This window comes from Streptomyces sp. NPDC051310, from assembly GCF_044455245.1.
Classification (GTDB): Bacteria; Actinomycetota; Actinomycetes; order Streptomycetales; family Streptomycetaceae; genus Streptomyces.
Map to the genome: position 1 here is coordinate 64,649 of NZ_JBITEO010000019.1, position 20,133 is coordinate 84,781.

Below are 20,133 nucleotides of genomic sequence, written 5' to 3' on the forward strand. Positions count from 1 at the left end.
CAAGAGCTAACTGCCCCGTAACCGCCTCCGACTACGCATACGCTGGCGGGACCATTACGGAGACCCCGGAGAACTACGGTGCAATTCCACGACTCGATGATCAGCCTCGTCGGCAACACCCCGCTGGTGAAGCTCAACAGTGTGACCGCGGGCCTGCAGGCCACCGTCCTCGCCAAGGTCGAGTACTTCAACCCGGGCGGCTCGGTCAAGGACCGGATCGCCCTGCGCATGATCGAGGCGGCCGAGCAGAGCGGTGCCCTCAAGCCCGGTGGCACCATCGTCGAGCCGACGTCCGGCAACACCGGCGTCGGCCTCGCCATCGTGGCCCAGCAGAAGGGCTACAAGTGCATCTTCGTCTGCCCCGACAAGGTATCGACCGACAAGATCAACGTCCTGCGCGCCTACGGCGCCGAGGTCGTGGTCTGCCCCACGGCGGTCGACCCGGAGCACCCCGACTCCTACTACAACGTGTCCGACCGGCTCGTCCGTGAGACGCCCGGCGCCTGGAAGCCGGACCAGTACTCCAACCCGAACAACCCCCGCTCGCATTACGAGACGACCGGTCCCGAGCTGTGGGAGCAGACGGACGGGCGGATCACCCACTTCGTCGCCGGCGTCGGCACCGGCGGCACCATCAGCGGGACCGGCCGGTACCTGAAGGAGGTCAGCGGCGGCAAGGTCCGGGTCATCGGCGCCGACCCGGAGGGCTCGGTCTACTCCGGCGGCTCCGGGCGTCCGTACCTGGTCGAGGGTGTCGGTGAGGACTTCTGGCCCAGCGCGTACGACCGGAACGTCACCGACGAGATCATCGCCGTCTCGGACAAGGACTCGTTCCAGATGACGCGCCGCCTCGCCAAGGAGGAGGGCCTCCTCGTCGGCGGCTCCTGCGGCATGGCCGTCGTCGCGGCGCTGCGCGCGGCGGAAGGGCTCGGCCCGGACGACGTCGTCGTGGTCCTGCTGCCGGACAGCGGCAAGGGCTACCTGTCGAAGATCTTCAACGACGAGTGGATGGCCGACTACGGCTTCCTGGAGGACACCGGTCCGTCCGCCCGCGTCGGGGACGTCCTGCGGCACAAGGAGGGCGACATCCCCAAGCTCGTCCACATGCACCCCGAGGAGACGGTCGGCGAGGCCATCGACGTCCTGCGCGAGTACGGCGTCTCCCAGATGCCCATCGTGAAGCCGGGCGCCGGCCACCCCGACGTCATGGCCGCCGAGGTCGTCGGCTCCGTCGTCGAACGGGAACTCCTGGACGCCCTGTTCACCAAGCGGGCCTCGCTCGACGACCCGCTCGACAAGCACATGAGCTCGCCGCTGCCGCAGGTCGGCTCGGGCGAACCGGTCGCCGACCTCATGTCCGTCCTCGGTACGGCGGACGCGGCGATCGTGCTCGTCGAGGGCAAGCCCACCGGTGTGGTGAGCCGTCAGGACCTGCTGTCCTTCCTCGCCAAGGACGGAAAGTAGCTTCGCGCAAACGGTACGAGCACGTCATGTGGCGGCAGCACCCGCTTAACACTGCTCGTGCACTGTTGTCCGTGTCGGCGTCAGGAACTTCCGGAGCGGCTCCCGGACCTCCATGCACGCCGCGGACGCGGAGACCGGCCCTGACCCGGGCCCGTGTCCCCCGCGGGGACCGCCGTCGTCCCGCCCCCCGGTAACGGGGGTGCGGCGGTCCCCGCGCTTTTATCAGGGCTCGGTTCGGCTCCGGGGCGCCTGTTGCCGGTGTCGACGGTCGATCGTGCTCGGTTCCTCGTTCCTCGGAACCTCCGCGCGTTCTCCCTTTCGACACCGCCGCGCCCCTTCGCCTCACTCGCCGCAGGTACCCGGGGGCGAGCCGGGAGGCCCACCGGGCCGGCCCCCGGTACCCATGGCGACGCCCCTGCGCCAGGGGTACCCGGGGGCGGGGCCGAACAGGTGTCGGCGGGTTCAGGCCACCGGGGCGGCGGCCGAGCGGATTTCCGCCTGGTCCGGGAGGAGCTCGGTGATCCTCGTCCAGATGGTCTTCGCGTCCACGCGGACGAGCCGGAACGGGCTCGTCGGGGTGATGCGCTCGGCGGGTACCGGCTCCTCGGGGAGCTCCCGCAGCCAGTAGCCCAGGGGGCCGCAGTCCCAGACCGCGAAACCGCGCGCCGAGACGCCCGCCTGCTCCCCGGAAGTCCCCCGCCAGGCGGCGGTCATGCGCCAGCTCGACCGCAGCTCGCAGATCAGCTCCGCGAGGTGCGTGGCCGAGGGCTCGGCGAGGGGGCCGCCCGTCGTGATGGAGCGGTGCACGAGGGCCCGCTCCTCCTCGCCGGACCGGGCCCGGGATGCGCCGTCGAGACCTGCGAGGCCCGCCTCGACCGTGCCGACGGTGGTGTCGAGGAGGGAGAGTGCCGTGTCGTGGGAGGCCGGCGACTGCTGGAGGTTCACCATGTCGGCGAGCTTCCAGACCAGCATCTTCGGCTGCACGAGGGAGTACTCGGCTTCGTCCGTGCCGGGCCACGCCTCGTGGGCGACGACGTGGTCCTCACCGATGAGCATGCCGTGGCGCAGTTCGCCCTGCCGGCCGCCCGCCTCCAGGGATATGACCACCCCGGGATTCAGGACCGTCTTGAGCAGCGGCAGGAGCGAATGGACCAGTTCACCACCCGGGTTGATCAGGCCGCTGTCCACCAGCTCCTTACGGGCGGTGGCCAGATCTTCGGGCACCTCGTTCCCGGCCGCGACCTCGCACAGCACGATGAGGTGATCGTCGGCCAGGCGGAACCGGGACCGGGAAATGTCGAACGAAGGCATACACACTCATTTGTTAGTCGCGGTCAGGGGGTGTAGGTCTCGGCCCAGAAGTGGGAGATCCTCGCGATGCCGGCGCGCACCGCGCCTCCCCTGGTGAGAACGGCCCGGTCGACTCCGGAAAAGAGGACCGCCAGGGCCAGATCGGCGGGCAGGACCCGGCCGTTCGCCTGGACGGAGACCTTCTTGCCCTTCCCGAGCCCCGACTGCCGCACCGTGAGGACGACGCCGGGGTCGTCGGCGTCGGGCGTCCGCGCGAGCGTGTACGCCTTCCGGTCGATCGCGGTCAGCCTGTAGTGGTCACCCAGGTACGTCATGCGCAGGGAACGGCCCCTCTTCGTCATGGCGAACCTGTTCCGGCTCAGTGACGCGAGGCCGTCGCCCACGCGCACGGTCGAGCGGTTCAGGGACGGCAGCACCAAAAGCTCGGCGTGGATGCCGCGGGTCTCCAGGGTCACCGTCGGAATGAGCTCGCCGCTCACCTGTGTGGCGATGCGCTCGTCGACGTGGGGAGGCGCGGGCCAGAGGACGCGGATGTCCCCGTATTCCGGAGACGTACCCTGCCAGCCGCGCGGCCGCGGCTTGCCCGGAGGCCGCTCCCCCTTCCAGAAGGTGAGCGTGAACGGGGTGATGGTGGTGTGCATGGGATCTTTCGCTAGTCGAACGGATTGAGGGCGCTGCCCAGCTTCTTCGCACCGCTGGAGATGCCTTCCCCGAGGTCCGATGCCTTGTCGCCGATCCAGTCGCCCGCCTTCTCGATCCCGTCGCCGATGGCCTCGTGGTTGTCCCAGATCAAGCAGCCGGCGTACACCACGCCCGTGCCGATCGTTAGACCGAGCGTCACCGGGCTGGGTGCCACGGTAAGCGCGGTCAGGGAGCCGTTGAAGGCCGTGCCGCTGAGGTCCGAGGCGAACTTGGCCGGGTCGGCCTTGATCATGTCCCCGTTGTATGTGCTCAGGTTCGCCAGACCGTAGGCGGTTGCCGCGACGCCACCCACCACACCGGCGCCACGAAGCCAGCCCGCGGTCTTCGCCGCTTCCGCGAGACCGCCGTTCTTGGCGACGGTGATCAGGCTGGCCTCGGCCGCTGTGGGGACGAAGGCGGAGCCGGCCCTCGCGTACGCGAGCTTGGCGGCCTCGTCCGAGCCGGTGAGGGCGCCCACCAGATTGGGTGGCATACGGCTCCAGAAGCTGCCCGGGGCGGCGGAGGCGATCCGCGCGTTGATGCGGCTCCCCAGGAAGGTGCCGGCCGCGGTGATCGGCTTCTCCTTCTTCAGGTACTTGTACAGCTTCAAGCCGGACGAGCCACTCTTGCTGATAGCCCTGGCGAAGGCCCCGGCGGTGATCGTGCCCTTCTGGACGGCTGCGAAGAGATCCGCTATCTCCTTGCTGCCGCTGATCTTCTCCACACCGGTGCGCTGCAGGCGCAGCAGGTAGTCCTCGAGGGTCTCGTTGTCGCGGATCTTCAGCGCGGCGAGCTGCGTACGGTCCTGCTTCTGCTTGTCGTCCGCCTGCGACACCTTGCCGGCATCGCCGTTGAAGCCGGTGCCGAGGGTTTCGTCGTTCTTGTTGCCGTAGCCGTCCTTGACGACGGCCTCCAGATCCTTCTTCAGGTCCTTGTCGGCGTCGTCGACGGCCTTGACGCACGCCTTGATGTAGTCGGCCCAGGACTGCTCGCTCTCGCGGACGGTACGGGCGTGGTCCGGGTCGTGGCGGGCCGCGGTGCGCTCGGCCGGGGTGAGCTTGTCCCAGTCGTAGGCGACGTTGCCCTGCTCGGACACCTTCATCCCGGCCTTGACGGCGTCCGCGCGGGCGTTCTCCAGCTGCTTCTTCAGCTCGACGAACTGCTGATGGGCGTTGCGCAGCAGGGTGGCGGTGGCCTTGGCCTGGGTCTGGGCGGCCTGGTACTCGTAGCGCGTGGCGGCGAAGTTGGTGTGCGCCACGGTGGCGCTCTCACCCAGCCACTGCGGGCCCAGGGTGATCTTCTGGACGCTGTCCCGGTAGGCGAGCTCCACCTTGTGGATCTCGTCCGCCATCGACTGCCACTTGTCGGCAGCGGTGTTGAGAGGTCCGAAGTCGGTCGACATGATCTCGTGGTACGTCAGCATGGTGGTTCCCTACGGGCGACGGTGCATCGGCATCGGACGGGTCACGTACATGACGGCCGGTCAGTACGTGTTGATGTTCGACGGGATGCTGCCGATCTGCTGACCGCGGCCCACATCGACGCCCGTCAGGGTGGTGACGGTGGCCCGCAGGGCGCCCTTCTCCCGGTCCAGGCGGCCGATCAGGGTCTTGACCTGCTTGTCCCACGTGTCCTGGACGGTCTTGAGGCCCGTTGCCGTCTCCCAGCCCTTGAGCGCTCCCATGGCGCCCGTCGTGGCCTCGTCCGCCCAGTCGGTGGCCTTCTTGGTGTCCGGCACCAGAGTGGTCTCGATGGTGTTGGCGGCCGCGCGCTTTTCGGAGGGTGTGGACGCCATCTTCCCGCCGGCACCCCCGCCGCCCTGGTCGGCGGGCAGCTGGTTCAGCCGCATCGACGCCCCCCGCCGCTCAGCGGCCTCGGCCCGCAGCTGCGCCCATTCCTCGTCGAATCCCATGCCGACCCCCGTGGCTGTTGATCAAAGGTGTGTCGCATTGTATGTGCGGCGTGCTGGAGATGACGGAACCGGCCGTACCGGAAAGACCTGCGATGTGCCGGACAACACGGCTGCCAGGCAAGCGGATTGGGGGCTGTGAGGATCCGGTGGAGAATGCGAGCGGATTACCGGTCCGTGCTCTGAGGGCGGCGCAAGGGCCACCGGGACAGGCCGCGGGCGACCTGCGCCGCGTTCGCGCCGACGATGCCCAGCCAGGTCACGACCAGGCCCGCGAGGCCCGTGTGGGACACCGCTATCGCGGACAGCGGAACCGCCAGGACCAGCGACACGGCCGCGAACCCGACCCGCTCGCCGAAGCCGCCGGGCGACCCGGAGCCGCCGGGCGACCCGGAGCCGCCCGCCCGGCCGTCCCGGGCCACGGTGAGCTGGCGCTCGGCCAGCCCCCGGCGGACGTGCCGGTCGATCGTGCTGTCGAGGCGCTCCTCCACCTTCTCCAGGAAGGACTCGATCAGCGCCGACTCGTACTCCGTGCCGAGCTCGCGGCGGGCTTGGAGGGTGGCGTCCAGGTCGCGCTTGAGTTCCGTGTCGCGGGTCTCCATGCCCTCCACGCTAGGCGGGTCCGGGCGCCGTGTCGGTGGGGCTAGCCCCCGCTTTCGCCGGGCCCCGGCTCTTGCATATGGTCTATTCAGTCACTGGGGTGACTGAATAGACCAGGCGAAGGACAGGGGGACCGGCATGAGCGACACCCCGGGCGCACGGCTCCAGGCGCTCTTCGAGGGGCACCGGCTGACGCCGACCCAGCGGCGGATCGCCCACTGGATGGTGCGGCGCGCCGCCGACGTGCCGTTCCTGTCCAGCGTCGAACTGGCCGAGCTCGCCGGGGTCAGCCAGCCGTCGGTCACCCGCTTCGCCGTCGCCCTCGGCTTCGACGGCTACCCGGCGCTGCGCAAGCACCTGCGCGAGGTGGCCCCGGCCGAGCCGGCCCCGAGCGGCTCCGGGTTCAACGAGTACCAGCAGGCCGTCCACGCCGAGATCGAGAACCTGCGCCACCTCGCCGAGCTGCTCGCCGACCCCGCCCCCGTCGAGCGGGCCGGCCGGCTGCTGGCCTCCTCGCGACCGCTGCCCGTGCTGGGACTGCGCGCCGCCTCCTCGCAGGCGCGTGGTTTCGCGTACTTCGCGGGCAAGGTCCACCCCGACGTACGCCTGCTGGACGAGGGCGGCACGATGCTCACCGACCGGATCGACGGGGCGGTACGGGCCGGGGCGACGGTGCTCCTGTGCTTCGCCCTGCCCCGCCATCCCCGCGAGGTCGTCGAGGCCCTGGCGTACGCGAGGTCCGCCGGGCTGACGGTGGTGACGGTCGCCGAATCGGCGTTCGCGCCGGTCGCCAAGCACAGCGACGTCCTGCTGCCCGCCGCCGTCGGCACGGGCCTCGCCTTCGACACCGCCTGCGCGCCGATGCTGCTCGGCCGGGTGCTGCTGGAGACGATGTGCGACGGACTGCCGGACGCGCAGGCGCGGCTGGAGGAGTTCGACACCGCGGCGGCCGCACGCGGCCTGTTCGTCGAGTAGCACGCCCGGACCGGCTTCCTCTCAGGAGACTTTAAGAGTCGGGCGTTACGCTCCCGCCGCACACACGCAGGTCGAGCAGGGAGGCGGACGTGGGGCGCGGAGGGCAGGCGCTGGCGAGGGTGGCCGTGGTCGTACGGGCCGGGGCGGCCCCTCTGTGGTGGCCGGGGCTGCTGGCCGCCGGGGTGGGCGCGCTGGTGCCCGGGATGACCGGGCGGCGCATCGGACTGCTCGCCGGAGCGGCGCTCTTCCTGGTGACCGCCGCCGCCGTGGCGCTGGCCCGGCACGGCCGCTACACCCGGCTGGCGGACGGGGCCGTACGGGCCGCCCGCGCCGACTTCCTCCAGGACCGGGCCGTGACCGTGCGCAACTGGCGGCGGTCGCGCCGCTGGTGGCTGCTGCTCGCGTTCCTCGCCGCGCTCGGCTCGTCCTTCGTGCTGCCCGGCGCGGGCGGGCTGTGCCTGGCGGGCGCCGGTGCGGGGCTGTGGCTGAAGGCGGTCCGGCTGGGCCGCCGGGAGAGCGGGTGCGAGGTGCTGCTGTGGGTGCCCGTGGACCGGCTCGCCAAGGGGCCCGCGGGCCGGCCCGTCGAGGCGTACCGCATCACGGGCATCGCCGCGGGCGACGCCGCACCCGGCGGGGCGCGGCGCCGCCGCTGAACGTCGCGGCGTTCAGACCTCCAGCTCGGACTCGATCCGCCGGAGCTGGTGGCGGGCCATCGCCAGGTTGGCCCGGTCCTTGTCGAGGGCGAGGTACAGGAACAGGCCGGTGCCACCGCGGCTCTTGAGCAGCCGGATGAGGTGGTACTGGCTGCCCAGCGTGATCAGGATGTCCTCGATCTCCTCCTTGAGGCCGAGCATCTCCATGGTGCGGACCTTGGCGCGCACCACGTCGGTGTTGCCCGCGGCGGCGACGTTCAGGTCGAGCTCCTTGCCACCGCCGAGCGTGCCCAGGGCCATGCCGCTGGTGTAGTCGACGAGAGCGGCGCCCAGGGCACCGTCGATACCGGTGGTGGCTTCCTTGAGGGCGGTTTCGATGTTGGCCATGGACCTCTCACGCTTCCTTCGGTTTATGGGACGGGCGGGGTGGTACGGGGGTGGCGGTGATCTCGCGGTCCCGGCGCTCCAGCGCGCCGTCGACCAGTTCGCCGATGCGGGCGCTGGAGCGCCGGGCCTCCAGATGCAGCCGGCCGACGTTGATGCGGGGCTCCGCCAGGAGGGTCAGCACGGCCGAGCCGCCCGCCGCGTACGTCGCGACGTAGCCCTGGTCGCCCCGGACGAGCAGCTCGCGGAAGCCGCCCTGGCCGGTCGTGTCCGTGAGCCGCAGGGCGACGCCGAGCGCGGCCGCGGTGAGCGCGGCCACGCCTTCCGCCGCGCCCCTGTCGCCGGTGTCGTGGGCGAGGACCAGGCCGTCGGCGCTCGCCGCGAGGGCCCCGGTCAGCTGCGGGAGGCGGGCCCGCAGGCGTCTGAGCTCGCCGAGCACCTCGCCGAGCGCTTCGGTTTCGGCCGCCGTCATGACCACCTGTCTCCTTCCGGCGCGCTGTCGCAGGGCGCGCCTCATGACTCGGTGTGGGGCGTCACAGCTGGGCCTCCAGGGCGTCGCGGAGCCTGCGGAGCAGGGCGATGTCGGGGTCGGGCGCGATGTCCCCGACCCAGGACGGGACGGGTGGAACGGGCGGGGCCGACGAGGCTGCCGGGGCCTGCGGGGGGTACGGGTCCCGCCCGGGCCGGCGGACGGGCAGCACCGGCGGTGGCCCGCCGCCGGCCGGCCCGCCGGGGGGCGGGGGCAGAAGGTGCGGTACGGACGCCCCGGCCGCCCCGGGCGGAGCCCCGGGGTCCCAGGGGCCGGGGCCGCACGGGCCGGCCTGCCATCGGCCGGGCCCCCGCCCGTCGGCGTTCCACCGGTCGGGACCCCACTGGTCGGGCACCCGGGGGCCGGGCACCCTCCCTGCGGCGCCCGCGGAGCCGGGGTGAGGGAAACCGGGGCGGGTGGTGGCGGGGGGAGTGAAGCCGGAAGGAGTGGATCCGGGGTCCGGGGCGCCGGGGTCCGCGGAGGCGGGGGGAGTGAAGCCGGAAGGAGTGGATCCGGGGTCCGGGGCGCCGGGGTCCGGGGCGCCCGGCCGCGGAAGCGCGGGCGCGGGGGGCTCGCCGGCCGGACCTTCGGCGGACGGGGCGTCGAGCGGTGTGGCGACGAGACCGGCCGCCGCCAGCCGCCGCACGTCGAGCAGCGTGTGGAAGGCGGGGCGGCCCAGCACCCGCGCCAGGTCGGACGGTGTACGCGTCCCGTCCGCGTACCCGAGCAGTTCGCGCTGGCGGGCGGTCACCGGCTGGCCGGGGGCGCCCGCGCGGCGCACCACCGGCGTGGTGTCGACGGCCGGATACGGCCAGACGCCGTCCAGGAGCTCCCGGCGGCGCAGGGTCTCCCGCTCGACCTCCGCCACGGAGACCGGGCGCACCGTGCCGAACCAGTGCCCGACCCCGTACCGGAAGCGCGCCGGGCCGCTGCCGGGCGTCAGCGCGAAGAACGCCGCGTCGAAGAGGGCGCCCAGGTGGCATATCTCCAGCTCGCCGTCGCCGAGCCGTCCGCTGTCGACCAGGAACCGCCCGACCGCGTGGCGGGCCCCGGCCCGGGCGACCGCCTCGTCCCAGCTCCCCCGGGGCAGCCGTCCGCCCGCCGTGAGCAGGACGTCGACGCCCGGAGCGACGGGGCTCTCCGCGTGCACGACGCGCCCGTCGAGCAGGTAGAGCGTGCCGTGGTCGCGCAGCAGCGCGCCGGTGGCCCGCTCGGCGGCCAGCCGCAGCAGCATCGGTGAGACGACGGTCATCCCAGGACCAGCCGTTCCGCGAGGTCGCGCAGGCGGATGCGGGCCATGGCGAGGTTGCCGGTGGACCGGTCGAGCCACAGGTGGAGGAAGACGCTGCTGTCGAAGGTCGTCTCGACGAAGCGCAGGACGTGGTAGCCGGTGCGGGTGGTGACGATGACGTCCTCGACGGGCTGCCCCTTGGGCAACTCGTCGGTCGCCGCGTCGGAGGGGGCGAACGACTCGTACTCGGCCGCCGCGCGGGCCAGTTCGGCCGTCTCGGCGGCGGTGGTCTCGTGGTCGCCCACCGGGGAGTCGCCGATCACGCCGAGGGCGAGCCCGCTGGTCCAGTCGACGAGGGCCGCGCCCCGTGCACCCGGCACGGTCATGGCTTCGAGCAGGCACTCGTCGATTCCGGGCACGCGGGCTCCCCTCCCATTTCCCCGTTGCGTGGGACACGGCTGTGACGGCGACGTTACTCAACGTTCGCTCGCTCAGGGGGAGTTCTGGCATTTGCGGCTGGAACATGCCCCCGAGGCGCTAGGGTTCGCCCGACGTCCCGACGTGTACGTCCCGCCCGTGCGCGTCCGTCACGCCCGCGCGCCCGCCCGCAGGCCGCCCGCGCTCCGTCCCGCGCCTACGCCTCCCCGCGTACGCGCATCACCGTCTTGTTGAGCACCCACAGCCCGATGCCGATCGCCAGCAGGACTCCGGCTCTGATGTACACGTCCGCCTCCCGGTCCGCCAGGGGGCTGGCCAGAATCAGAGCCGTGATCGCGCCCAGGACCGGCAGCGCCGTCGGTGTGCGGAAGTGCGGGTGCTCGACGCGGTCACGGCGCAGCACCAGGACGGCGGTGTTGACCACGGCGAAGACGCACAGCAGCAGGAACGCCGTGGTGTCGCCGAGCCCCGCGATCTCGCCGGTCGACACCAGCCCGATCGCCAGCGCCGTCACGAAGAGGGTGCCGGTCACGGGCGTGCGCCGCACCGGCAGGACGCGGCCCATGACGCGCGGCAGGATCCGCTCGTTGGCCATGCCGTAGCAGAGGCGGGACGCCATCATGATGTTGATGAGCGCGGAGTTGGTGACGGCGAACAGCGCGATCAGCGCGAACGCCTTGGGCGGGAAGTCCAGCCCGCCCGCCTTGACCACCTCCAGCAGCGGTCCGCTGGACTTCTCCAGCGTGCGGTGGTCGACGAGGAGCGAGGAGACCAGCGCGACGAGGACGTACACGGTGCCGGTCACGGCGACGCCGGTGAAGATCGCCCGGGGGAACGTGCGGACCGGGTCGCGGGTCTCCTCGGCCATGTTGACCGAGTCCTCGAAGCCGACGAAGGCGAAGAAGCCCAGTGCGGTCGCCCCGAGCACGCTGCTGAGCAGCGCGTATCCGGCGCCGCTCGCCTGGAACTCGCCGAGCCGCGACGGTTCGCCCTCGCCGGTCAGCACCGCCCACGCGCCGATGGCGAGGATGATGACCAGACCCGTCAGCTCCACGAGGGTCAGGACGACGTTCGTCCTCACCGACTCCGACACGCCCCGCAGGGCGAGGGCGGCGAGGGCGACGATGAACAGGATCGCGATCAGGGTGGGCGGCACCGCGTCCGTGAACTCGGCGAGATAGTCGCCGCTGAAGGCGCGCGCGGCGGCGCTCGCGGACGACAGGCCCGAGCACATCACCATGAAGGCGACGATGAAGGTCAGGAACGGCACCCGGAAGGCCTTCTGGGTGTAGAGGGCGGCACCGGCGGCCTTCGGGTACTTGCCGACCAGCTCGACGTACGACGCCGCCGTCAGGACCGCCACGACGAAGCCGATCACGAACGGCAGCCAGAGCGCACCGCCGACCTTGCCCGCCACCTTGCCGGTGGTGGCGTAGATGCCGGTGCCCAGGATGTCGCCGATGACGAAGAGGAGCAGCAGCTTGGGCCCGATGGCCCGCTTGAGCGGGGGCGCCGGCGCGGCCCCGCGGGGCTCGCCCGGCCCCGTGGGCTCCCCGGGGCCGCGGGGGGTGGTCTCTTCTCCTGGCATGCGGGAGTTCTGCCCTCCGGGGTCCGGCTGATTCCCGGTCAGTCGCGGAGTAGTACGTCCGGGTGTCCGCCACCTGCCTCGGCGACGATCTCGGCCACGGTCTGCGGTTCCCGCACGGTCGCGAAGCGCACCGACCCGTCCTCGCGGACGGTGAAGCCGTACACGCCGGGCCGGGTCAGTGAGTTGTACCCGTAGTGGTGCGCGAAGTAGTACGCGCCGGTGTCCAGCGCGGCGACCAGGTCGCCCGGCTCCAGCAGGGGGAGGGGGCGCTTCACGGCGAGCAGGTCGCCCGCGAAGCAGGCCGGCCCCGCCACGTCCTGGTCGACGGCCGGGCCGGTCCTCGGCTCGCCCGCGGCGTCGTACGCGGCGATCCGCAGCGGCCAGGAGGCCGGGTCGTAGACGGTACGGGTGGCGACCTGGACGCCCGCGTGGGTGAGGGCGATGCGGCGGGAGCCGGAGGTCTTGGTGTACTCCACTCGGGCGAGGACCGTGCCGTGCCGGGCCAGCAGGGACCGGCCGAACTCGGTGACCAGGCCGTAGCGCCCGTCGAACAGGCCGGGGATGCCGTCGGCCAGGAGCCGGGCGTACTCGGCATGGGTGGGGGTGTCCTCGTCGGAGGCGAAGTTCACCGGGAGGCCGCCGCCGATGTCGAGGGTGTCGACCTGGCGGCGCCCGGCGGCCGTGTTGATCTCCTCGGCCAGTTCGTACGCCGCGCGGACGCCGTCGACGAGCAGTGGCAGCGGCATGCCCTGGGAGCCCGAGTGGGTGTGCAGCCGGGTCAGCCAGGGCCGGTCGAGGAAGGCCCGCACGACCCGGGCGCGGGCGCCCTCGTCGCGCAGCGCGATGCCGAACTTGGAGGTGGGGGTGGCGGTGGACAGGGCGTCGATGGTGCCGCCGCCGATCTGCGGGTTGACGCGCAGCCCGAGCGGGGAGCGGGTGGGCGCCCCCGCGACGAGCGCGTCGAGCCGGGCCAGCTCCTGCGGGTTGTCGGCGTTCACGGCGATCCCGAGGGCCAGCGCCTCGCGCAGCTCGGCAGGCGTCTTGGCGGGGGAGTCGAGGACGATCCGCTCCGGGGCGACGCCGGCGGCGCGGGCCAGGGCCAGTTCGCCGGGGCTGGCCACCTCCGCGCCGAGCCCCTCCTCGTGCAGCAGGCGCAGCACGGGTACCAGGGGGCATGCCTTGACGGCGAAGGCGTGCAGGACGGGCGCGTCGGTGACACCGGCGAAGGCCGCGCGCAGGGCGGCGGCGGAGGCGCGGACGCCGGCGAGGTCGAGGAGGGCGGCCACGGGCGTGGCCGGCGTGAGGAGGGCTTGGTCGACGGCTGCTCGTACGGCCTGATCGCGGCGGTGGGGAGCCATGTCCCCCAGCCAATCACCCGGCGTCGGGCAGCGCAGCCGTTGACTACATCTATTCAGCACGACAAGATGTGAATAGCTCGATCTGCAATCGGCATGCGCACGGCATCCGCACCCCCACCCCGAGGAGGCATCCCCATGTCAGGACCCCGACCCGTACGGGCCCCGCGCGGCACGGAACTGAACACCCTGGGATGGCAGCAGGAAGCCGCGCTGCGGATGCTGCAGAACAACCTCGACCCCGAGGTCGCCGAGCACCCCGACAAGCTCGTCGTCTACGGCGGCACCGGCAAGGCAGCCCGCGACTGGCGCTCCTTCGACGCGATGGTCCGCACGCTGCGCACGCTGAAGCAGGACGAGACGATGCTCGTCCAGTCCGGCCGCCCGGTCGGCGTCATGCAGACCCACGAGTGGGCGCCGCGCGTGCTCATCGCCAACTCCAACCTGGTCGGCGACTGGGCGAACTGGGAGGAGTTCCGGCGCCTGGAGCAGCTCGGTCTGACCATGTACGGCCAGATGACCGCCGGCTCCTGGATCTACATCGGCACCCAGGGCATCCTCCAGGGCACGTACGAGACGTTCGCCGCCGTCGCCGCGAAGAAGTTCGGCGGCACGCTCGCCGGGACCACCACCCTGACGGCCGGCCTCGGCGGCATGGGCGGCGCCCAGCCGCTCGCCGTCACCATGAACGACGGCGTCGCGATCTGCATCGACTGCGACCCGCGGGCCATCGAGCGCCGCATCGAGCACCGCTACCTGGACGTCAGGGCCGACTCCCTCGACCACGCGCTGGCCCTCGCCACCGAGGCGCGCGACGCCCGCCGCCCGCTCTCCATCGGCGTCCTCGGCAACGCCGCCGAGCTCGTCCCGCAGCTGCTGGCGATGGGCGCGCCGATCGACATCGTCACCGACCAGACCTCCGCCCACGACCCGCTCGCCTACCTGCCGGTCGGCGTCGCCTTCGACGACATGGCGTCGTACGCGGCCGAGAAGCCCGCCGACTTCACCCAGCGGGCGCGGGAGTCGATGGCCCGGCACGTCGAGGCCATGGTCGGCTTCATGGACGCGGGCGCCGAGGTCTTCGACTACGGCAACTCCATCCGCGGCGAGGCCCAGCTGGCCGGGTACGACCGGGCGTTCGCCTTCCCCGGCTTCGTCCCCGCCTACATCCGCCCGCTCTTCTGCGAGGGCAAGGGCCCCTTCCGCTGGGCCGCCCTGTCCGGCGACCCCAAGGACATCGCCGCCACCGACCGCGCGATCCTCGACCTCTTCCCCGAGAACGAGTCCCTCGCCCGGTGGATCAAGATGGCCGGTGAGCGTGTCCACTACCAGGGCCTGCCCGCCCGCATCTGCTGGCTCGGCTACGGCGAGCGCGACCGCGCGGGCGAGCGCTTCAACGACATGGTCGCGAGCGGCGAGCTGTCCGCACCGGTCGTCATCGGCCGCGACCACCTCGACTGCGGCTCCGTCGCCTCCCCGTACCGCGAGACCGAGGCCATGCTCGACGGCTCCGACGCCATCGCCGACTGGCCGCTCCTGAACGCCATGGTCAACGTCGCCTCCGGCGCCTCCTGGGTCTCCCTCCACCACGGCGGCGGCGTCGGCATGGGCCGCTCCATCCACGCGGGCCAGGTCACGGTCGCCGACGGCACGCCGCTCGCCGGCGAGAAGATCCGCCGGGTCCTCACCAACGACCCGGGCATGGGCGTCATCCGCCACGTCGACGCGGGCTACGACCGCGCCGACGAGGTCGCCGGCGAGCGCGGCGTCCGCGTCCCCATGCGTGAGGGTGACGACGCGTGACGTTCCACGCCATGTGGGCCGACCTCGCGCCCATCGGCCGCGACGCGGGCAGCGGCGGCTACCGCCGCTACGCCTGGACCGGCGCCGACGCCGACTGCCGCGCCTGGTTCCGCGACCAGGCGGAGTCCCGCGGCCTCACGTACGAGACCGACCGCAACGGCAACCAGTGGGCCTGGCTCGGCGACCCCCTCGGCGAGGGAGCCGTGGTCACCGGCTCGCACCTGGACTCCGTCCCCGACGGCGGCGCCTTCGACGGCCCGCTCGGTGTCGTCTCCGCCTTCGCCGCCCTCGACGAGATCCGCGGCCGGGGAGCGGAGTTCCGCCGGCCCCTCGCCATCACCAACTTCGGTGACGAGGAAGGCGCCCGCTTCGGCCTCGCCTGCGTCGGCTCCCGGCTCACCGCCGGACAGCTGACCAAGGAGGCGGCCCACCGGCTGCGCGACGGCGACGGCGTGACGCTGCCACAGGCCATGGAGGCGGCCGGGTACGACCCCGACGCCATCGGGCCCGACCCGGAACGGCTCGCCCGCATCGGCGCGTTCGTCGAACTCCACGTCGAGCAGGGCCGCGCCCTCGACCTGACCGGGGACGCGGTCGGCATCGCCTCCGCGATCTGGCCGCACGGCCGCTGGCGGTACGACTTCCGCGGCGAGGCCAACCACGCCGGCACCACCCGGCTGGCCGACCGGCGCGACCCGATGCTCACGTACGCCGAGACCGTCCTCGCCGCCCGCCGGGAGGCCGGGCTGGCGGGCGCGGTGGCCACCTTCGGCAAGATCTCCGTCGAGCCGAACGGCGTCAACGCCATCCCGTCGCTGGTCCGCGGCTGGCTGGACTCGCGCGCCGCCGACCAGGAGACGCTCGACACCGTGACCGCGGCGATCGAGGCCGCCGCCCGCGCGGCCGCCGAGCGGCAGGGCATCGACCTCGCCGTCGTCCGCGAGTCCTTCACGCCGGTCGTCGAGTTCGAGCACGCCCTGCGCGACGAGCTGGGCAAGATCCTCGGCGGGCAGGTCCCGGTCCTCGGCACCGGCGCCGGGCACGACGCCGGCATCCTGTCCGCGGCCGTCCCCACCGCCATGCTGTTCGTGCGCAACCCCACGGGCGTCTCCCACTCGCCGGCCGAGTACGCCTCCGAGGACGACTGCGTCGCCGGAGTCCACGCCCTCGCCGACGTACTGGAGGGCCTGGCATGCCGGTGACCACGTACTGGCTGGAGCACGCCTGGCTCGGCAGCCACGCCGAGCCGGGAGTCGCCCTGGAGGTGTCCGGCGGCCGCATCACCGCCGTCCGCACCGGCACCGGCGCCCCGCCGCCCGGCGCGGCCGTCCTGCGGGGCCTGACCGTCCCCGGCCTGGCCAACGCCCACAGCCACGCCTTCCACCGGGCCCTGCGCGGCACGGTCCAGGTCGGCAGCGGCACCTTCTGGACGTGGCGCGAGGTCATGTACCAGGTCGCCTCCCGGCTGACCCCCGACACGTACCACGCCCTGGCCCGCGCCGTGTACGCCGAGATGGCCCTGGCCGGCATCACGGCCGTCGGCGAGTTCCACTACCTCCACCACGCCCCCGGCGGCGCCCCGTACGCCGACCCCAACGCCATGGGTGAGGCGCTCATCGCGGCCGCCGGCGAGGCGGGCATCCGCATCACGCTGCTCGACACGGCGTACCTGTCGGCCGGGTTCGGCGAGCCGCCCAACCGGCACCAGACGCGGTTCTCCGACGGCACGGCAGAGGCGTGGGCGGAACGCGCCTCGCTGCTGAAGGAGCGGGACGGCGTCCGCATCGGCGCGGCCGTGCACTCGGTGCGCGCGGTCCCGGCGGCGCAGCTGTCCACCGTCGCCGAGTGGGCCGCCGCCCGCCGCGCCCCGCTGCACGTCCACCTCTCCGAGCAGACGGCGGAGAACGAGGCGTGCCTCGCGGCCCACGGCTGCACCCCCACCCGCCTGCTCGCCGACCACGGCGTGCTCGGCGCGCACACCACCGGCGTCCACAACACCCACCTCACCGACGAGGACATCGCCCTGCTCGGCGGCTCCGGCACCGGGACCTGCATGTGCCCGACGACCGAGCGGGACCTCGCCGACGGCATCGGCCCGGCCGCCGACCTCCAGCGGGCCGGCTCCCCGCTGTCGCTGGGCAGCGACAGCCACGCCGTGATCGATTTGCTGGAAGAGGCGCGGGCCATGGAGCTCGACGAACGGCTGCGCACCCGCACCCGCGGCCACTGGACCGCCGCGGCGCTGCTGCGCGCCGCCACGGCCGACGGCCACGCGGCCCTCGGGTGGGCCGACGCGGGCCGCCTGGAGGCGGGCGCGCTCGCCGACTTCACGACGATCGCGCTCGACTCGGTCAGGACAGCGGGACCGGTACCTCGCCTGGCCGCCGAGACAGCGGTATTCGCCGCGTCGGCAGCGGACGTGCGTCATACGGTCGTGGGTGGCCGCCATGTCGTGCGGGACGGAGCCCACACAGGGATCCCGGACGTCCCGCGGGCCCTGACGGACGCGATCGCCGCACTGCACGACCGGAACGGCTGAACCGGTCGAAACGGCTGTACCGGCCGGGACGACCGGTACGGCCCCCACGGCTGAAGGAGACACCCCTCATCATGAGCAGCGGTCCCGAGACCACGAACAACCCCCCGGCGACGCCGGCCCCCGCCACGACGAACAGCGCCGTCGCGGCGGCGGCCACCGCCATCACCAACATCGCCAGCCTGGTCACCAACGACCCCTCCCTCGGTGACGGATCCCCCCTCGGCCTGATCCAGGACGCGGCCGTCGTCATCGACGGCGACCGCATCGTCTGGGTCGGTGAAACCAGCAAAGCACCCGCCACTGACAACCGGGTCGACGCCGGCGGCCGGGCCGTGATCCCCGGCTTCGTCGACTCCCACTCCCACCTCGTCTTCGCGGGCGACCGCACCGCCGAGTTCAACGCCCGCATGTCCGGGCAGCCGTACGCCGCCGGCGGCATCCGCACCACCGTCGCCGCCACCCGCGCCGCGACCGACGAGGCGCTCGACGCCAACGTCACCCGCTACCTGCGCGAGGCCCTCCACCAGGGCACGACCACCTTCGAGACCAAGTCCGGCTACGGCCTCACCGTCGAGGACGAGGCCCGCGCCCTGCGCATCGCCTCCCGCCACACCGACGAGGTCACCTACCTCGGCGCGCACATCGTCCCCCCCGACTACGCCGACGACCCGGCCGGTTACGTCGACCTGGTCACCGGCCCGATGCTGGACGCCTGCGCCCCGCACGCCCGCTGGATCGACGTCTTCTGCGAGAAGGGCGCCTTCGACGGCGACCAGGCCCGCGCGATCCTCACCGCCGGCAAGGCCCGCGGCCTGCACCCGCGCATCCACGCCAACCAGCTCTCCCATGGCCCCGGCGTCCAGCTCGCCGTCGAGCTCGACGCGGCCTCCGCCGACCACTGCACCCACCTGACGCAGCAGGACGTCGACGCGCTCGCCAGCGGCACCACGGTCGCCACCGTGCTCCCCGGCGCCGAGTTCTCCACCCGCGCCGAGTGGCCGGACGCCCGCCGCCTCCTGGACGCGGGCGTGACCGTGGCCCTGTCCACGGACTGCAACCCGGGCTCGTCGTTCACCTCCTCGATGCCGTTCTGCGTCGCGCTGGCCGTACGGGACATGCGCATGACCCCCGACGAGGCGCTGTGGTCCGCCACGGCCGGCGGCGCCGCGGCCCTGCGCCGCACCGACATCGGCCGCCTCACCCCCGGCTCCCGCGCCGACCTCACCCTGCTGGACGCACCCTCCCACGTGCACCTGGCCTACCGCCCGGGCGTCCCGCTGGTGAAGGCCGTCTGGCGCCGGGGCGAGCGCGCGCTCTGACCCGGCGCCGTACCGCACGAGGCACCCCGCGCCGTACCGCACGACGCCCCGGCGCCGCGCACCCCGCGCCCGCCCGTCCCTCCGGACACATGGTCCCCACCCGTCACACTCCTTCACGGATCGGTCACAAGATGGGCGAATGCCCCTGTCGGGGAGGGAAGCGGGCCGGTAGCGTCTCGTACCGGCACGGCTCAGGGGGAGACCGGGGGACCGGCGGCCGGGGGGTCGGAGTTGAGCACTGCACGGAATCAGGCTGTCCGCATCCACGTCAGGAGGCCGGGGGAGCTCCGCACCGGGGACCTCGAAGCGTGGCGTGACCTGCGCGCCGCGTCCCGCGCGCCCGCCAGTCCCTTCATGGAGCCGGAGTTCACCCTCGCGGTCGGCCGGGCGAGACCCGCCACCGCCCGGGTCGGGGTGCTGACCGAGGACGGCGATCCGGTCGGGTTCTTCCCGTACGAGCGGAGCGCCCTCGGCCACGGGCGGGCCATCGGGTTCGGCGTCTCCGACAGCCAGGGCGGGGTGTTCCGGGCCGGGCTGCGGGTGGGCGCACGGGAGGTGCTGCGGGGCTGCGGGCTGGCCGCCTGGGAGTTCGACAACCTCGAAGCCGGACAGGCCGTCTTCGCCCCGCACGCCGCGGAGGAGCTGCCCTCGCCCGTCATCGACGTCGGCGAGGGCTGGGCCGCCTACGAGAACGCGCTGCGCGAGCGGTCGCCCAAGTTCCTGCGGACCACCCGCGCCAAGGAGCGGCGCCTCGACCGGCAGGCCGGCGGGCTCCGCTTCGTGTTCGACGAGCACGACCCGGCCGCCCTGCGCACCCTCATGGCCTGGAAGTCCGCCCAGTACCGCCGCACCGGCCGCCGCGACCGCTTCGCCCAGGAGTGGATCAGCACGCTCGTCCGCGACCTGCACACCACCCGCGCGCCCGGCTGCTCCGGCGTCCTGTCCGTGCTGTACGCCGGCGGCCGGCCCGCCGCCGCGCACTTCGGGCTGCGCTCCCGCACCGTCCTGTCCTGCTGGTTCCCCGCGTACGACCCGGCCTTCGCCAGGTACTCACCGGGCCTGGTGCTCCACCTGCGCATGGCCGAGGCGGCGGCCGCGGCCGGTATCGGGATGCTCGACCTCGGGCGCGGCGGCGCCGAGTACAAGGAGGCCCTGAAGACCGGCGAACTGCGCGTGTACGAGGGCTCCTGCGTGCGCCCCGGGGTGCGCGCGGGCCTGCACTGGATCGGCCGCGCGCCCGTGCGGCGCGCCCACCGCCTCGTCCGCGGCCGCCCCCGGCTGGCGGGGTTCGCGCAGCAGACCCTCAACCAGGTCGGCCGCCTGCGCCACGGCCGCTGAAGGAGGCCCCTCATGC

At 73.1% G+C, this 20,133-nt stretch carries 18 protein-coding genes and 1 pseudogene; 8 read left to right on the forward strand and 11 right to left on the reverse strand.

The features are described 5' to 3' along the window. Nucleotides 1-78 precede the first annotated feature (78 nt). On the forward strand, nt 79-1,464 hold the full coding sequence (locus tag ACIA79_RS24995; protein ID WP_399430548.1) for a cystathionine beta-synthase: 1,386 nt from the start codon (nt 79-81) through the stop codon (nt 1,462-1,464). 462 nt (nt 1,465-1,926) lie between these two features. Here ACIA79_RS24995 and ACIA79_RS25000 read toward each other — a convergent pair whose 3' ends face one another. The 5 genes from ACIA79_RS25000 to ACIA79_RS25020 form a co-directional block, all read right to left on the reverse strand. Next, nucleotides 1,927-2,775, reverse strand: a complete 849-nt coding sequence (locus tag ACIA79_RS25000) for a histidine kinase (RefSeq protein WP_399430549.1) — start codon at nt 2,773-2,775, stop codon at nt 1,927-1,929. A gap of 23 nt (nt 2,776-2,798) precedes the next feature. Further along, nucleotides 2,799-3,416: a hypothetical protein gene (locus ACIA79_RS25005; RefSeq protein WP_399430550.1), complete on the reverse strand. Its 618-nt coding sequence runs from the start codon at nt 3,414-3,416 to the stop codon at nt 2,799-2,801. Between the two features lie 11 nt (nt 3,417-3,427). Beyond that, nucleotides 3,428-4,879, reverse strand: coding sequence for a hypothetical protein (locus tag ACIA79_RS25010; RefSeq protein ID WP_399430551.1), 1,452 nt, complete (start codon nt 4,877-4,879; stop codon nt 3,428-3,430). A gap of 60 nt (nt 4,880-4,939) precedes the next feature. Next, on the reverse strand, nt 4,940-5,368 hold the full coding sequence (locus ACIA79_RS25015) for a hypothetical protein (protein ID WP_399430552.1): 429 nt from the start codon (nt 5,366-5,368) through the stop codon (nt 4,940-4,942). Nucleotides 5,369-5,532: 164 nt separating this feature from the next. Then, complete coding sequence (locus tag ACIA79_RS25020; protein WP_399430553.1) at nt 5,533-5,967, reverse strand: hypothetical protein; 435 nt, start codon at nt 5,965-5,967, stop codon at nt 5,533-5,535. Between the two features lie 136 nt (nt 5,968-6,103). On the opposite strand from ACIA79_RS25020, the gene ACIA79_RS25025 reads away from it, so the two are divergent. Then, a complete protein-coding gene (locus ACIA79_RS25025; RefSeq protein WP_399430554.1) occupies nt 6,104-6,940 on the forward strand; it encodes a MurR/RpiR family transcriptional regulator in 837 nt (278 codons plus the stop codon). Between the two features lie 89 nt (nt 6,941-7,029). Then, nucleotides 7,030-7,593: a hypothetical protein gene (locus ACIA79_RS25030; RefSeq protein ID WP_399430555.1), complete on the forward strand. Its 564-nt coding sequence runs from the start codon at nt 7,030-7,032 to the stop codon at nt 7,591-7,593. Nucleotides 7,594-7,605: 12 nt separating this feature from the next. Here ACIA79_RS25030 and ACIA79_RS25035 read toward each other — a convergent pair whose 3' ends face one another. From ACIA79_RS25035 to ACIA79_RS25060, 6 genes and pseudogenes are all read right to left on the reverse strand, one after another. After that, the gene (locus ACIA79_RS25035) at nt 7,606-7,980 is read right to left on the reverse strand and encodes a hypothetical protein (RefSeq protein WP_031068420.1); all 375 of its coding nucleotides are present in this window, start codon (nt 7,978-7,980) and stop codon (nt 7,606-7,608) included. A 7-nt stretch (nt 7,981-7,987) separates the two neighbouring features. Next, the gene (locus tag ACIA79_RS25040; protein ID WP_399430556.1) at nt 7,988-8,449 is read right to left on the reverse strand and encodes a roadblock/LC7 domain-containing protein; all 462 of its coding nucleotides are present in this window, start codon (nt 8,447-8,449) and stop codon (nt 7,988-7,990) included. Between the two features lie 607 nt (nt 8,450-9,056). After that, nucleotides 9,057-9,740, reverse strand: a pseudogene (locus ACIA79_RS25045) (transcriptional regulator); the annotation flags it as partial. A 14-nt stretch (nt 9,741-9,754) separates the two neighbouring features. Then, nucleotides 9,755-10,156 carry a hypothetical protein gene (locus ACIA79_RS25050; RefSeq protein ID WP_399430557.1) on the reverse strand — a complete coding sequence of 134 codons (402 nt, stop codon included), beginning with the start codon at nt 10,154-10,156 and terminating at the stop codon, nt 9,755-9,757. A 215-nt stretch (nt 10,157-10,371) separates the two neighbouring features. Next, complete coding sequence (locus tag ACIA79_RS25055) at nt 10,372-11,763, reverse strand: APC family permease (RefSeq protein ID WP_399430558.1); 1,392 nt, start codon at nt 11,761-11,763, stop codon at nt 10,372-10,374. 38 nt (nt 11,764-11,801) lie between these two features. Then, a complete protein-coding gene (locus ACIA79_RS25060) occupies nt 11,802-13,121 on the reverse strand; it encodes a diaminopimelate decarboxylase (protein WP_399430559.1) in 1,320 nt (439 codons plus the stop codon). Nucleotides 13,122-13,256: 135 nt separating this feature from the next. Here ACIA79_RS25060 and hutU point away from each other — a divergent pair, with 135 nt between their 5' ends. The 5 genes from hutU (at nt 13,257) to ACIA79_RS25085 (ending at nt 20,117) form a co-directional block, all read left to right on the forward strand. Beyond that, nucleotides 13,257-14,921, forward strand: coding sequence for a urocanate hydratase (gene hutU / locus ACIA79_RS25065; RefSeq protein ID WP_399430560.1), 1,665 nt, complete (start codon nt 13,257-13,259; stop codon nt 14,919-14,921). Continuing rightward, on the forward strand, nt 14,918-16,123 hold the full coding sequence (locus tag ACIA79_RS25070) for an allantoate amidohydrolase (protein WP_399430561.1): 1,206 nt from the start codon (nt 14,918-14,920) through the stop codon (nt 16,121-16,123). The genes hutU and ACIA79_RS25070 overlap by 4 nt, the downstream gene beginning before the upstream one ends. Continuing rightward, nucleotides 16,114-17,460, forward strand: coding sequence for a formimidoylglutamate deiminase (locus ACIA79_RS25075; protein WP_399430562.1), 1,347 nt, complete (start codon nt 16,114-16,116; stop codon nt 17,458-17,460). Before ACIA79_RS25070 ends, ACIA79_RS25075 begins: the two co-directional genes overlap by 10 nt. Before the next feature lie 71 nt (nt 17,461-17,531). Further along, entirely contained in the window at nt 17,532-18,779 is a 1,248-nt protein-coding gene (gene hutI / locus ACIA79_RS25080; protein WP_399430563.1) for an imidazolonepropionase, read from the forward strand. 231 nt (nt 18,780-19,010) lie between these two features. Continuing rightward, complete coding sequence (locus tag ACIA79_RS25085) at nt 19,011-20,117, forward strand: GNAT family N-acetyltransferase (RefSeq protein WP_399430564.1); 1,107 nt, start codon at nt 19,011-19,013, stop codon at nt 20,115-20,117. Nucleotides 20,118-20,133: the final 16 nt, after the last annotated feature.